The sequence below is a fragment of the Acetivibrio cellulolyticus CD2 genome, assembly GCF_000179595.2.
GTDB classification, from domain to species: Bacteria; Bacillota; Clostridia; order Acetivibrionales; family Acetivibrionaceae; genus Acetivibrio; species Acetivibrio cellulolyticus.
In genome coordinates this window covers 799,256-813,824 of the sequence record NZ_JH556657.1, presented here as the reverse complement: position 1 = coordinate 813,824, position 14,569 = coordinate 799,256, and the positions used below count along the sequence as shown (strand labels likewise).

15 protein-coding genes are annotated in these 14,569 nt (G+C 34.9%); 13 read left to right on the top strand and 2 right to left on the bottom strand.

The annotated features are described in order from the left end of the window. Window positions 1–56 precede the first annotated feature (56 nt). Window positions 57–665, bottom strand: a complete 609-nt coding sequence (gene safA / locus ACECE_RS0215310; RefSeq protein ID WP_010248803.1) for a SafA/ExsA family spore coat assembly protein — start codon at window positions 663–665, stop codon at window positions 57–59. 238 nt (window positions 666–903) lie between these two features. On the opposite strand from safA, the gene ACECE_RS0215305 reads away from it, so the two are divergent. Together ACECE_RS0215305 and ACECE_RS0215300 are read left to right on the top strand one after the other, a co-directional pair. Further along, a complete protein-coding gene (locus ACECE_RS0215305; RefSeq protein ID WP_010248801.1) occupies window positions 904–1,659 on the top strand; it encodes a threonine/serine exporter family protein in 756 nt (251 codons plus the stop codon). A gap of 2 nt (window positions 1,660–1,661) precedes the next feature. Then, window positions 1,662–2,102 (top strand): threonine/serine exporter family protein, encoded by a 441-nt coding sequence (locus tag ACECE_RS0215300; protein ID WP_010248799.1) that lies wholly within the window; start codon window positions 1,662–1,664, stop codon window positions 2,100–2,102. A gap of 53 nt (window positions 2,103–2,155) precedes the next feature. On the opposite strand, the gene ACECE_RS0215295 is transcribed toward ACECE_RS0215300, so the two are convergent. After that, the gene (locus tag ACECE_RS0215295; protein WP_010248797.1) at window positions 2,156–2,635 is read right to left on the bottom strand and encodes a hypothetical protein; all 480 of its coding nucleotides are present in this window, start codon (window positions 2,633–2,635) and stop codon (window positions 2,156–2,158) included. 337 nt (window positions 2,636–2,972) lie between these two features. Here ACECE_RS0215295 and ACECE_RS0215290 point away from each other — a divergent pair, with 337 nt between their 5' ends. The 11 genes from ACECE_RS0215290 to cas6 all read left to right on the top strand — a co-directional run bounded on the left by ACECE_RS0215290 (window position 2,973) and on the right by cas6 (window position 14,560). Beyond that, entirely contained in the window at window positions 2,973–4,952 is a 1,980-nt protein-coding gene (locus tag ACECE_RS0215290) for a DNA gyrase/topoisomerase IV subunit B (RefSeq protein ID WP_010248794.1), read from the top strand. Between the two features lie 61 nt (window positions 4,953–5,013). After that, window positions 5,014–7,197 carry a DNA gyrase/topoisomerase IV subunit A gene (locus ACECE_RS0215285; RefSeq protein WP_010248791.1) on the top strand — a complete coding sequence of 728 codons (2,184 nt, stop codon included), beginning with the start codon at window positions 5,014–5,016 and terminating at the stop codon, window positions 7,195–7,197. Between the two features lie 241 nt (window positions 7,198–7,438). Then, on the top strand, window positions 7,439–7,957 hold the full coding sequence (locus tag ACECE_RS0215280; protein WP_407636668.1) for a superoxide dismutase family protein: 519 nt from the start codon (window positions 7,439–7,441) through the stop codon (window positions 7,955–7,957). Between the two features lie 54 nt (window positions 7,958–8,011). Continuing rightward, window positions 8,012–8,371, top strand: coding sequence for a YtxH domain-containing protein (locus ACECE_RS0215275; RefSeq protein ID WP_010248785.1), 360 nt, complete (start codon window positions 8,012–8,014; stop codon window positions 8,369–8,371). A gap of 223 nt (window positions 8,372–8,594) precedes the next feature. Further along, window positions 8,595–9,260 (top strand): hypothetical protein, encoded by a 666-nt coding sequence (locus tag ACECE_RS27730; RefSeq protein ID WP_010248784.1) that lies wholly within the window; start codon window positions 8,595–8,597, stop codon window positions 9,258–9,260. Between the two features lie 181 nt (window positions 9,261–9,441). Further along, window positions 9,442–10,623: a HAMP domain-containing sensor histidine kinase gene (locus ACECE_RS0215265; RefSeq protein ID WP_010248782.1), complete on the top strand. Its 1,182-nt coding sequence runs from the start codon at window positions 9,442–9,444 to the stop codon at window positions 10,621–10,623. 9 nt (window positions 10,624–10,632) lie between these two features. Next, a complete protein-coding gene (locus ACECE_RS0215260; RefSeq protein WP_010248780.1) occupies window positions 10,633–11,319 on the top strand; it encodes a response regulator transcription factor in 687 nt (228 codons plus the stop codon). A 43-nt stretch (window positions 11,320–11,362) separates the two neighbouring features. Continuing rightward, a complete protein-coding gene (locus tag ACECE_RS0215255) occupies window positions 11,363–11,866 on the top strand; it encodes a stalk domain-containing protein (RefSeq protein WP_010248778.1) in 504 nt (167 codons plus the stop codon). A gap of 178 nt (window positions 11,867–12,044) precedes the next feature. Continuing rightward, window positions 12,045–12,476 (top strand): DUF4829 domain-containing protein, encoded by a 432-nt coding sequence (locus tag ACECE_RS27725; protein ID WP_010248775.1) that lies wholly within the window; start codon window positions 12,045–12,047, stop codon window positions 12,474–12,476. A gap of 337 nt (window positions 12,477–12,813) precedes the next feature. Next, window positions 12,814–13,767 (top strand): helix-turn-helix transcriptional regulator, encoded by a 954-nt coding sequence (locus tag ACECE_RS0215245; RefSeq protein WP_010248773.1) that lies wholly within the window; start codon window positions 12,814–12,816, stop codon window positions 13,765–13,767. Between the two features lie 61 nt (window positions 13,768–13,828). Then, entirely contained in the window at window positions 13,829–14,560 is a 732-nt protein-coding gene (gene cas6, locus ACECE_RS0215240; RefSeq protein ID WP_010248770.1) for a CRISPR-associated endoribonuclease Cas6, read from the top strand. The last annotated feature ends 9 nt before the right edge of the window (window positions 14,561–14,569 follow it).

Genomic DNA, 14,569 nt, shown 5'->3' with positions numbered 1-14,569 from the left:
AAAGTATGATATGATCCCTTTTTGCTCTGAATCTAAGAAATTAGCTCAGTAAAATGTTATAAAGGCTTGATAAACATCTGAGTCCAATACATTCTTCCGTTTTTGTCTTTTGCGAGACCTACACCGATTTGTGTAAATGAAGGACTCAAAATATTGTTTCTATGGCCTGGGGAATTCATCCAAGCGTTCATTACTTCAGTTGGGCTTTGCTGACCCATGGCAATGTTTTCGCCTGCGGCAGAGTATCTAATGCCAAAGGATTCCATCATCTTGAACGGAGATCCGTAAGTAGGAGAGGTATGAGAGAAATAGCCTTTGTCTATCATATCCTGTGACTTATACCTTGCAACTCTTGACAACTGCCAGTTTTGAGTTAAGGGTTGAAGTCCGGCTTTTGCCCTCTCAGCATTAACAAGCCTTATTACTTCATTCTCCTGGGTCTTAACAGTTACGCTTGGTATTGCTAATTTCTGTCCAGGATAAATGAGAGCTGGGTTTTTGACCTGGGGGTTTGCTGAGATTATTTCACTAGTTCCTACCTGGAATTTACTGGCGATTTTCCACATCGTATCACCGGATTTCACTGTGTAGGTCTGTGATTGAGCAAAAACGCTTACTGAAAACATAAAAACAAACAAGAATATCAAACTTATTCTTTTTTTCATAGATTAATCACCTCATGAATATTTTGATAATTCAGTCAATATTTTATGTTGTGTATATTATGCCAGTATTGGTATTTTTCATATCTTGTGAATTTGATTAACAAATGAGGGGAAAATGAAATATTAATTTCTATAGCACATTTATTTATTTTGACATACCTATAATATTATTTTAAACTTTTATTAAAGCTTTCTATTGTAACTATTATGAGTGAAAGGTTTTATAGGGAATAGTAATATGAAAATAAATCAGGTGATGGAAATAGCTGTGAAGGCGGGCAAAATCCTGTTGACCAATGGCTCAGAGATTTACAGGGTTGAGGATACAATTGGAAGAATTTGTAGGTGCTATGGTGTTGACGCTGAATGCTTTGTACTTCCAACAGGAATATTTATAACTGTTATTGGGAAGGATGGAGAACCGCTCTCCTTTGTTAAGCGAATTAATGATAGGACAGTGGATTTAAGCTGTATAGAAAAAGTTAATTCGTTTTCTAGAGGCCTTCAGGAGAATATAATGTCTTATGAAGATGCTATTAGAATTTTAGACAGTATAGAGAAAGAGAAGGGCTATAGATTTGGATTAAGACTTATTGTTGCGGGCATTACTGCTTTAGTATATACTCTCCTTTTTAAGGGCACTGTTCAGGATTCTATAGCTGCTTTTTTTATTGGAATGCTGATATATTTCGCTAATGAGAAGATATCTCGGGCAGGGATATTTAGATTTTTTGAATATTTTGCATCTGGTTTGATAGCTGCAAGCGTGAGTATTATAGCTGTAAAGTTATTTCCTGTTTTAAATATATACAGAATAATTATTTCCTCAATTATAATGATGCTTCCCGGAGTTGCAATAACAAATGCTTTAAAAGATGCGCTTCATGGTGATATTGTATCAAGCCAGTTCGGAATTGCAGAAGCAATATTTATCGTTGTAGCTTTAAGTGCAGGAGTCGCTATCATATTATCATTTGGATTAAGGTGGATTTAACAATGGAAGAGATTATTTTAGCTTTTATAGCGAGTCTATGTCCAGCAATAATGTACAATGTAACAAGAAAGAATCTGTTATGGGTTGGGTTATCCGGTATGCTGGGGTGGATTACATATGCCTGGATACTTGAATCTACAGGCAATGTTGTAATATCGAGCTTTTTAGGTGCTGTCGTAGTGGGGTTGTACAGCGAAAGCGTTGCAAGATTGATAAAAGCTCCTGCTATGGTATTTTCCATTCCGGGAATTTTTCCTCTGGTTCCAGGAATTGCGATTTATAATTCTACACAATATATTTCTGAAAATAAGCTGTTTGAAGCTGCAAATACGGGAATACAAGCTATAGCCAGTGCGGCTGCTATTGCTTTTGGAATATTGCTGATATCAGCTGTCTTTCGGTTGTTAAAAAAGAGAAAAAATAAAAATCTGAGGAGTATTTAGCCTAACTTGATATTAGGATATTTGTTTTTTCAAACTTTTCAAAAAAAAGCCGCCTAAATTCTTAGGCAGCTTCTTGCTTGTTGTTCTAAAGATTCTCTAATTTCTTTTTGTAAAGTGCATATTTCTTTTGATAGCTTCCCTAATGTAAACAACAGTTTTGTGTTTGCATCACAGGTAGGTATCTTTGATTTCATAATCGATGAAAAAAGGTAAATATCATTGAGGCTTTCAAGTATCAAATATGATGCACCAAACTTGCTAATATTAGTTGACTCAAATGCTTCACTTGTGGAAATTCTTACTACTTCCTGATTCTCAATTAAGTCAGCCAGCTGTTTCTTTATTGTGTATATGTTTTTTCTTGTGTTGTTGGAGATATACTCCTTGACATGATTGTAACTATGTTGTAAATTTGGGAGTAGAAAGTCTCTTACGAAAGATTCCATATCATCAGGTTCTAACTTTTCAATTTCTAAAACGGAATCAATTCTAGAGCTTTCCCATTCAGCTTTAGTAATACTTAAATCCTTCACATGAATCAGTCCTTTTTTAGTTATTTGAATGAAAAAATATGCAAGGTATAATTGAGACGCTATACTGAAATGAAACCTAAGCATTCTAAAAAAAGTTTTAGCATTTTATTTCCAAGAAAATTATATTATAATATTTTCAAATAATCAACATAGGTTTTTAACAAAATTTTAAAAAAAATTACTTACGAATTTATTTACTATTTTAGGACAAATGTAGGAAAGATTGGATCTGTTGCATCCTTGACTTGACACGAACATTAGTTTGATGTAAGCTGATTTTTGGGGGTAACATCCCGTATCAAGGCAGAATTTTCTGATAGGAGTGTGCTTTACGAATATGTCAAAGCAAAGTAAAGTTGAACAGTATGGCAATGAGAGTATTACCTCTTTAAAAGGTGCTGATAGGGTAAGGCTAAGGCCTTCAGTTATATTTGGATCTGATGGTATTGAGGGGTGCGAGCATTCTGTTTTTGAGATACTTTCAAATTCAATAGATGAAGCAAGAGAAGGCTTTGGAAGGGTAATTGAGGTTTCAAGGTTTAAGGATAATTCTGTGATGATAAAGGATCATGGAAGAGGAATACCCCTCGATTATAATGAAAAAGAGCAGAGATACAACTGGGAATTGGTTTTTTGTGAGCTTTATGCAGGTGGTAAGTACAAGAACAATTCCGGAGAGAATTATGAATTCAGTCTCGGCTTAAACGGACTTGGAAGCTGTGCTACGCAATATAGTTCTGAATATATGGATGTCACTGTTTACAGAGATGGGTTCAAATACGATTTGCATTTTGAAAAGGGTGAAAATGTAGGTGGGCTCCTAAAGCAAAAGTGCAATTATGAGGGAACAGGAACCATTATAAAATGGAAACCTGATCTTGACGTATTTACAGATATTAATATACCGCTTGAGTATTATTCAAATATTCTTAAAAAGCAGGCGGTTGTAAATGCCGGTTTGAAGTTTGTCCTTTTTGATGAGGAGTCAACAGAGACGTTTGAATACTGCTATGAGAATGGAATTGTTGACTATATAACTGAAGTGTCTAGTGAAAAGTCCTTTACAGGTATTCAATTTTATGAAACAAGTACAAAGGGAAGAGACAGGGAAGATAAACCGGAATACAAAGTAAAGATGCAGATAGCGTTCAGTTTTAATAACGAGATCAATATGATGGAATATTATCATAATTCAAGTTTTCTTGAACATGGAGGAGCTCCTGACAAGGCTGTCAAAAACGCTTTTGTATACGAAATAGACAAGTGTATAAAAGCACGCGGCAAGTATACCAAGGATGAAGCCAAGATAACATTTCAGGACATCCAGGACAGCTTGATACTTGTTACAAATTCATTCTCAACAATTACAAGCTACGAAAACCAGACCAAAAAGTCAATAACAAACAAGTTTATTCAGGAAGCGATGACTGATTTTTTGAAGCAGCAGCTTGAGGTATACTTCATTGAAAACAAGATGGAAAGTGACAAGATAATTGAGCAGATCATTGTGAACAAGAGAAGCCGTGAGACTGCTGAAAAGACAAGAATTAATATAAAAAAGAAGCTTACCGGAAATATTGATATATCCAATAGGGTTAAGAAATTTGTTGACTGTAGGACGAAAGATATCAACAGAAGAGAGATTTATATAGTGGAGGGAGATTCAGCGTTAGGTGCATGTAAGCTGGGCAGAGATGCTGAGTTTCAGGCGATAATACCTGTAAGAGGTAAGATACTGAACTGCTTGAAAGCAGACTATGATAATATTTTTAAGAGTGAAATAATCGTAGATCTTTTAAAGGTTTTGGGCTGTGGTGTAGAAATTAAGAGCAAGCATAACAAGGAGCTTAATACATTTGATATCAACAACTTCAGATGGAGTAAGATAATTATCTGTACAGATGCCGATGTAGACGGCTTCCAGATCAGGACTCTTATACTTGCCATGATTTACAGGTTAGTACCTACACTGATTAATTTAGGAAAGGTTTTTATAGCTGAGTCACCGCTTTTTGAAATAACACACAAGGATAAAACATATTTTGCGTATTCCGATAAGGAAAAAAACGATATAGTTGCAAAACTCAATGGAAAGTATAGCGTTCAACGTTCAAAGGGACTTGGTGAAAACCAGCCGGAGATGATGTGGGAGACAACCATGAATCCCGAATCAAGAAAGCTTATTAAGGTAATGCCAGATGATGTGGAAAGCACCGAGAGAATGTTTGATGTCCTGCTGGGGGACAATCTTCCGGGGAGAAAGAATTTTATTGAAGAAAACGGCTACAGGTATCTGGATATGATAGACGTATCGTAGAGGGTAAATGAAATGTTGAACTTTAGCAAAGATGAGTATTTTGGAAAGGTGAATTTTTATTATGTCCAAAAGTCGATTAATTGAACAGAAGATTGTTGATACACTTGAAAAAAATTATATGCCCTATGCCATGAGCGTAATTGTTTCAAGGGCAATACCTGAAATAGACGGTCTTAAGCCATCGCACAGGAAACTCCTGTATACCATGTATAAAATGGGCTTATTGACAGGGGGACGAACCAAATCGGCCAATGTTGTCGGTCAGACTATGAAGCTTAATCCTCATGGAGATATGGCAATTTACGAGACAATGGTAAGGCTGACAAGGGGTAATGATGCGCTTTTGCACCCTTATGTCGACTCTAAGGGAAACTTCGGAAAACAGTATTCAAGGGATATGCACTTTGCAGCGCCCCGTTATACGGAAGTTAAGCTTGATAAGATATGTGAGGAGCTTTTTAGAGACCTTGACAAGGATGCCGTTGATTTTGTAGACAATTATGACGGAACAATGAAAGAGCCTACTCTTCTTCCGATAACTTTTCCTAATATTCTGGTAAGTGCAAATCAGGGAATAGCTGTTGGAATGGCCAGTAATATTTGCAGTTTCAATCTGAATGAGGTTTGCGAGACTGCCATTCAATTTATAAACAATGAAAATATAGAGGTCTCAGATTACTTAAAGGCACCGGATTTTACATCAGGCGGGCAGCTTATATATAAAGAGAAGGATATTAAAGAAATATATAACACCGGCAGAGGAAGCTTTAAAGTAAGAGGGAAATACAGGTATGACAAGGAAAACAACTGCATCGAAATCTATGAAATACCGTACACTACAACTACTGAAGCTATCATAGATTCAATTATTGAGCTTGTTAAGAATAATAAGATTAAAGATATTTTGGATGTAAGGGATGAAACTGATCTCGACGGTCTTAAGGTCACCATCGATATAAGAAGGAATACCGATCCGGATGCCTTAATGAATAAGCTTTACAAGCTGACACCGCTCGAAGACAGTTTTGGGTGCAACTTTAATCTTTTGATAAATGGCCGACCTAAGGTGCTTGGCATAAAAGGTATATTGGCTAATTGGATTGAATTCAGGGTAGATTGTATTAAGAGGCAAACTCTGTTCGATATAAATAAAAAGTCGGATAGGCTCCATTTATTAGTCGGTTTGAAGAAAATACTTTTGGATATAGATAAGGCAATAAGATTAATCAGGGAAACTGAAGAGGATGCAATGGTTATACCAAACCTTATGGACGGTTTTGGGGTAGACCATGTGCAGGCGGAATTTATCGCGGAAATAAAGCTGAGAAATTTAAACAAGGAATACATTTTAGACAAGGTCAGCGAGATTGACAAGCTTGAGAAAGAAATTGCAGAGTTAAAAGATATATATGGAAATGACAAAAAGATAAAGAAAATAATAGTCAAGCAGCTGGGCGAGGTTTCAAAAAAATACGGCAAGCCGAGACGTACTGATATACTGCATGAAGAGCATGTTGAAGAAATTACTCAGGAACATTTTATTGAGGATTATAACTTAAAGATATTTTTAACCGATCACAACTACTTGAAAAAGATACCTCTTACGTCTTTAAGAACAAGTCCTGAGCATAAGCTGAAAGACGATGACTCTATAGTTCAGGAGATTGAGACTCATAATAAAGCTGATTTACTGTTGTTCTCAAACAAGCAGACAGTATATAAGATCAGGATTTATGAAATTGACGATTGTAAGGCAAGCAGTCTGGGTGACTATCTGACCAACCTTTTAGGACTGGAAGCAGATGAAAGGATTATTAATATAGTTGCAACCGATGACTATAAAGGCTATATGATTTTTGCATTTGAAAATGGAAAAGTTGCAAAGATTGATTTGGAAAGCTACGCGACAAAGACAAACCGCAAAAAGCTTGCAAATGCCTATAGTGATTTGTCAAAAATAATATATATGCAATACATTACTGAGGATGAGGAACTCGTTGCGTTCAGTAGTCTTAAGAAAGTATTGATATTTAGTACTTCAAATATCAACCCTAAATCCACCAGGGATTCTCAGGGAGTTCAGGTACTCAAGGAAAAGAAGGGAAGCGTGATGACCACTGTAAAAAGGTTATCTGAGGTTTCGTTCAAAGACCTTGATTATTACAGGACAAAAAATATACCGGCTGTCGGATGTTATATCAAGGATGAAGATAAAGAGGACGGTCAGATTAAGTTTGAACTTTGATTATTTGGAATAAATGAATAAACTTGTCGCCAACATTTCCGAGGAAAATCATAACCGGGAATTGATTGGCGACTATCCTTCTTTAATCAATTCATATTGAGAATCTTCTTTTAAAAGTCACAATTATGTTGACGCTCAAATATAATATATTATATTTCAATTAAAAGTTAATCGGAGTACTTATTTCAAGGTTCTCATGCAGAATTTATTGTAGGGAGGTATGAGTGTGAATGCAATTTATATGACAATGATGAATGCAGTGCAGCCTTGGCCTGTAACTAGTGCGGAGGCTGTTGCCTATATACGTGGAGGTACACTCGCTCCGCAGATCAGTGGCCATGTGATATTTAAGGATGTACCGGGCGGGACACAAATATATGTTGAAGTATCAGGGCTTCCGGAATACAAACCGGGTAAAAACGGTGAAGCGCCTGTAGGACCACACGGTTTTCACATACACGAAAACGGTAATTGCGAAGTTGGTAATAGAGAAGAGCCATTCATGGCAGCAGGAGGACATTGGAATCCTAATGGCCAGCCACATGGCAATCATGCAGGAGATTTTCCAGTGTTATTTTCCAACCATGGTATTGCAAGGATGTGCTTTTTTACTGACAAATTTAAAGTAAAAGATATTTTAGGAAGGGCAGTTATAATACACAATAATCCTGATGATTATAGGACTCAACCGGCTGGAAATTCAGGCAAAAGGCTTGCTTGCGGAGTTATTGAACCTAGATTCCGATTTTGCCAAGAATAGGTTAATACGCTGGGGAATAGAAATATAATATATGAGTTTAGGAGGATTATTATTATGAAATTTTTAAAGTCTTTGAAGGATGCTAAAAATAAGAAAGAAAAAGAAAAAAAGGCTAAGGCGGTTAAAAAATTTGCTGCAGCTGCAACTCTAGGTTCCGCTGTTGGAGCCGTAACAGGGTTACTCTTTGCACCTAAAGCCGGTAAAGAGACAAGACAGGATATTGCAAACAATGTTAAGGAAGCGTCAGAAAGTGTAAAGGATTCTGCTAATAATGTGAAAGAAAAGGCAGCTGGAATTCAGAATGGTTTAAAGGGTATTTGGGGTAATGTTAGTAAATTCTTTACTAAAGATAGTGGAAAAAACGTTGAGACGGAAGATGCAATGCAGGAAGAACAGCCTGCTGAAAAAGAATAAATTATTTTGTGAAAAGTATAAATATGCACATCACAAGGCTGCTGGAGAATATCCAACAGCCTTGTGTTTAGCAGATGTACTTTTCAATTGTTTAGAATGTTTTTAAAAATCTTTATAGAATTTTTAAATTTGCTTTATTTTCCATTTAAATTCGAGATTTATAATGGCCTCATAGCAGATACAAAACAGTACAGTATCTCAAAATAAAAAGGAGGCCGAAATTATGAATAAGATTAAAATTTTGTACGATGTTTTTAAAACAATGAAGTCAAAGGAGGTTTTTAATGGTACTCTAACTGCAGAGGCTGTTAAAGGGCAAAAAAAGGTATTCAGCATTGACAATACCTTTGAGAAAAACAATAAGACTGGATTTAAAAAAGTTACAACTAACTCTGAAGTAGACTGCGAAGGAAAGAAAATCAAACTGCAAAACAGTCTTGAATTTCAAGGTGATGAATGTAAGGGGCATATGTGCTTTATGAAGCATTTGCACGCTCACCATAATGGAAATTCCGGGGTAAAGGATTGCTTTGGAAAAATTACATTTGCTTTAGGGGTGCTAAATAGTATCAAGGTTCTTGAACAGGAAGACAAATCCGTAATACTTAGCTTGCAGCATGCAGATATGTCTGAAGATTTAAAAGCGGCATTTTGTGAACATATGAAGGAGTGCTGTGATAATCACAAGTGTATGGATGAAGAAAATTGCAAGCACAAATTTATGAAGGAATTCCACGGTGTTGAGAAAACTGACTTTAATTTTAAGGTTTTTGTAAACAGTAAAAGCGAAATTGAGAAAATATCCATAGAGGTAGACGGAGTTAAGAAAGATGAAAACAATGAAAACTGTGATGTGAAATTATTTGCGGAAGCTAACTTCAACTGGTAGGCAAAGAGGTTCAAAAGGAATGATTTTATGCTGTAAAGAAACAGAGGATGCTAAATACGAAGTAAGTATTTGCATCCTTTGCCATTTTAAGATATTGTAGTATAATTAAGATCATGTCATATTTTCATTATTCCTAAGTAAATAATTACAATTTGCATTTATTATATTTAAGGTGGTATATATGGGCCTTTGCCAAAAGTTTAAGGGAAAATTTAAAAAGTGTAATAAGGAAAAATGCGCATTAGCCTGTATGGAATGCGATACTTCGAATTTACCGAAGCATATCAGGGAATTAAAAAAGTATAAAGCCGAGTTTCAGCGTTTTCATCGGTATATCAAATATGCTAAACCGGTAATTGTTATTTTTACACTTCTGGTATGGTACATTCTCATAAAATATGGAGGTTTTAAGGCCTTTAGTGTTTTTATTGCTTTATTATTCAGTATGGTTACATTTTTTGAGTTTTTCTTTTTGCGTAGAATCGAAGCAAAAATATTAAATCCTATAGGAAGTCTGAAAAATGGAGTTTCTGAAATTGCTCGCGGTAATTATGATGTAGAAATTAAGAATTGTGTATCAAATGAGATAGGCCAGCTGATTGACTCATTTAATGAAATGGCCCGGAAGCTTAAGGAAGGGGAAAAGGTGAAGTCTGAATATGAGGAAAACAGGAAAACGATTATAGCAAACATATCTCATGATTTAAAAACTCCTATGACGTCAATACAAGGCTACATAGAAGCTATTTTGGATGATACTGTGATATCAAGGGAAGATTTGTCTAAATATCTTAAGATAATATATAGCAATTCTGAGTATATGAACAAATTGATAGATGATCTGTTTCTGTTCTCTAAATTGGATATGCAAAAGCTTGATTTTAATTTTGCAGAAGTTGAAGCAATACCATTTTTTAATGATCTGTTTGAGGAATTTGAACTTGAGTTTCAGGAAAGAGGGTTTAAGTTTGCCTATACGAATAAGCTTGAGGAAAATGTAGTTTTCAATATAGATACCAAAAGAATACATCAGATTTTCAGAAATGTAATAGGAAATGCCGTTAAGTACAGGGGTGGAGCAAGTTTATCCCTATGGGTTGATTTATATATGGAGAAGGATTTTGTTTGTGTAGACGTTAGAGATGACGGCCGGGGAATTGGAGAGGACAAGCTGGAACATGTTTTTGACAGGTTTTACCGTGTTGATACTGAGCGAACCAAAGACCTTTTGAGTACCGGGCTTGGCTTGGCAATAGCAAAAGAACTTGTAGAAGCACATGGTGGTAAAATAAGTGCCTCAAGTGTTGAGGGCAGTGGAACTTGCTTTACAATAAGAATTCCTGCCTTAATAATAAGCCGGTAGAGGTGAAATATGAGAAGTGTTTTGATTATTGAAGATGATATTAATATTGCAGAGCTGGAACGCGATTACCTTAAATTAAACGGATACAAGGCCGATATTGTCCATGATGGCATGAAGGGATTGGAAAAAGCTATCTCAGGCATCTATGAAGTTATAATTGTAGATCTGATGTTGCCCGATAAAAATGGTTATGAGATAATAAAAGCGGTGAGAAATAGATTTGAGATTCCCATAATTGTGGTGTCTGCAAAGAGCGAGGATATTGATAAAATAAGGGGACTTGACTATGGTGCTGATGATTATCTGACTAAACCATTTAGTCCTGCTGAGCTTGCAGCAAGAGTAAAATCCCATATTAACAGATATGAAAGGTTAAAGGGTAAAAATACATGTTCAGAGGTAATTAACCATAAAGGATTGGAGATCAACGCAGGATCACATAAGGTTTTTGTGAATGGCAGGGAAATACAATTGACGACCAAGGAGTACGAGCTTCTATTTTTTCTCGCTTCCAATCCCAATATTGTTTTCACAAAAGAGCATATCTTCAACACTATCTGGGGTGACGATTATTATGGGGATACAGCTACTGTGCCGGTTCATATACAGAAAATAAGAAAGAAGATTGAGAAGGATGCCGGGAATCCACAGTATATCGAAACTTTGTGGGGTACGGGGTACAGGTTTAATTCATGAATTACATTAAGGGATCATTAATTTTAGATGGGGGTTTTATATTGTGAAAAAGATTGTTTGTTTAGCTATATTTTGTATCGTTATTGCAGTGTCTTTTACGCTAGTAAGCGCTTCTGACAATGTTGCCGAAAGTAAAGATATAAAGATCGTAATTAATGGAAAGACAGGTACTTACAGCGATGTGCCGTTAATTGTAAATGGCAGAACAATGCTGCCTTTAAGAGAAGTGCTTACCAATCTTGGAATTCAAAATGACGATGAACATATTATATGGAATGGGAGCAAAAAGTGTGTTACCGTAAAAAACGATTCTAAAAAAATATATCTGGAAGTAGGAAATGTAAAGGCAAGTGTAAATGATAAAATTGAAAAAGCACATATTGAGATATCTATCAATAAAGATACATATCTTATAAATAGTATAAAAGTGATAATTGATAGTACTTTGAGGGAAGATTTTCAATTCACTGCAGATATAAATTATACGGAATATAATCAGAATTTAGATATAGTAATACCATCGGAGCTTTTAGCTGGTAAGGAATAATAATTTATACAGGCTTTTAATTATAAAGACTAATATATAGAAAGGTCAAACAATTAGCGAAAAATGCTAAAAGTTTTCAAAAACTCCGTTACTCTTAAGATTAATTATCGTATATTATAGAATATCCTAAGCTATATTTGGAGATATAATTTTAACATGAAGGGGAATAGAGGTTTATATGAAAAATGTGATCTTTTCTATTTGTATTGTTTTAATGGTGTTTTCTTTAGCGGGTTGTAAACAGGCCGGTAAAACAAACAATGTTTCAATTAGCGTTGAAAAGTCTACAAAATTTAGTGAAGAGGAAATAAATAATGCAATAAATTGCGTAAAGGAAAAATTTAAGGATTTTGAAGGCTGTAAACTTACGAAACTATGGTATGACGACGATACATCAAATAGCTTTATTGATGGGTATTTGAAAAACGGACGTGGTTCAGTAAATGGGGCTAAAGCTGAAAATGTAATTGTTCTATTATCCAATTTTGATGTAGATTCTTCAGGTGGTGATGGAAGTTTAAATCCGAATTCAACATATACAGGTTGGAATTGGATATTAATAAGAAAAAGTACCTCAGATAATTGGAAAGTTGATGATTGGGGATATTAAAACTATAAATTGATTAGGATTGGGAAATTCCTGCAAATATGAATCAGGTATTGTAATACATGACAAAAGAGGAATTAAAAGAATTAATGGGCTGTTGCAAAAACTAAGTTATAAAAATTAGTTTTGCAATAGCCCTTCTTACTGAAAACCATCAAAGTGCAACGTCCTTGGTAGACTACTTTATTTTTTCATTTATACATTATACCAAATAAATCCTTAATTTGTATTTACATAAAAAAATATTAGTGGTATAGTGATTTTGAAAGTTTATGTCATATATATATGAAAATTGTAACTTGGTGTAGTAAATTGTTTACTTACTTAGGGGGGACGTTTTGTGAGCCAGGTTGGAAATGCAATAAAAATGTATATCTTATTACAGGCGAATGGAAAGATGAAGATAAGCGAGATTGCATCGCTGCTTGAGGTTGATGAGAGATCAGTAAGAAGATATCGTGATGATCTGGAAGTTGCCTCAATACTTATTGACGGTGAAAGAGGAAAATATGGAGGTTATCAACTTTATAACGACAATCTAATGCTAGGACTTAATATTTCAACTCAAGAACAAAATTCACTTCAACTCGTAGAAAAATATCTTAAGGATTCAAGAAATATAGCATCTAAAGACATTTCAAATATTGTAACGAAGATTAATGCAATGAATTCTGCACGAGAGAAGGAACAGGTTGACTTTTGCAATCATATGGCAAAAGAGACAATCTCAAATATTGACTTGAGCGTGGAGCGAAAGAAGTTTTTAGATATCCATGCTGCAGTTCTTTCAAGAAAGAAGATTAGAATAGACTACAATTCTTTAAATTCCGGCAAATTAACCAGAATAATACGACCTTACACAACCCTACAGTATAAGCAGGACTTATACTTAATAGGTTTTTGTGAATTAAAGGAGGAAATCCGAGATTTTAAAATTTCTAGAATAGAAAATTATGAGATTATGGATGAAACATTCCCAAAGGATGAAAGCTTTGATCCTGAAAAGAGCATGGAAAACTGCTTAGGGATTTATAAAGGCAAGGAATACAATATAAAGCTTAAGATAATGCATCCTATGTCGCAGATTATAAAGGAAAAAGTCTGGGTGAAAAATCAGGTGATAACTGAAACGGATGGGGGAGCGATTATTTTTAAGGCTAAGATGAGAGGGCTTACAGAGATAAAGACTTGGATTTTAGGTATGGGATCCTCTGTAATTGTGCTGGAACCTGATGAAATTGTATATGAGATAAAAAATGAAATAGAAAAGATGAGAAATTTTTATTTGCGCTGAGCTGTGTCCACATTGTGATATAGAATTTAAATTGAACTATCAATGGAAGGAGGTGACAAAAGTGAGATTAAAATGTGATTTTAAGGTTGATAAACTGCCAATTTCCCATAACATGATGTTTGTCAGTTTGATAAAAGAGGCTTTAAAAAAGTCTGACCCGGAGTATTATGAGAAGCTTTATAACTTTAATGGGAAAGCAAACAAAAAGAGCAAGAACTTTTGCTTTTCTACTAAGATGAGAGGCTTTGAGGTCGATGGAGATTTAGCAAACGTTAAAGATGGTGTTTCATTATTGGTAAGTTCTCCAGATACTGAATTTATCTTGTATCTTTACAACGGTCTTTTAAAGATTAGTGAGTTTAAGTATAAGGATTTTTGTGCTAAAAGGGAACGGATATCTATGGTGAAAGAAAAACCTCTAGATTCAGGTGAAGCCATATTTAAAACTTTATCTCCAATATGCATTAAAAATAATCAGAATTATTATCTAAAGATTGAAGATGAAAGTTATGAAAACGAGCTTAATTATATTGCTGGAAAAGTTCTTGAAAACTTTAGGGGCAGAGGGCTAGAAGAAAGGCTTGTTTTTCAAAGTGTTAAGATGAAAAATGTTGTTGTAAGACAAGATATTAAGGCGTTTGAAGAAATATCCCGTAGAGATTATTTATGCGTTAATTCTTACGAGGGCATTTTTAAACTGTGTGGGAATGTAACGGATTTAAAGGATTTGTATTCTTTAGGACTTGGATTTAAGAGAAACCAAGGTTTTGGAATGCTTGAGTTAGTTTATTAGGTGGGAGGT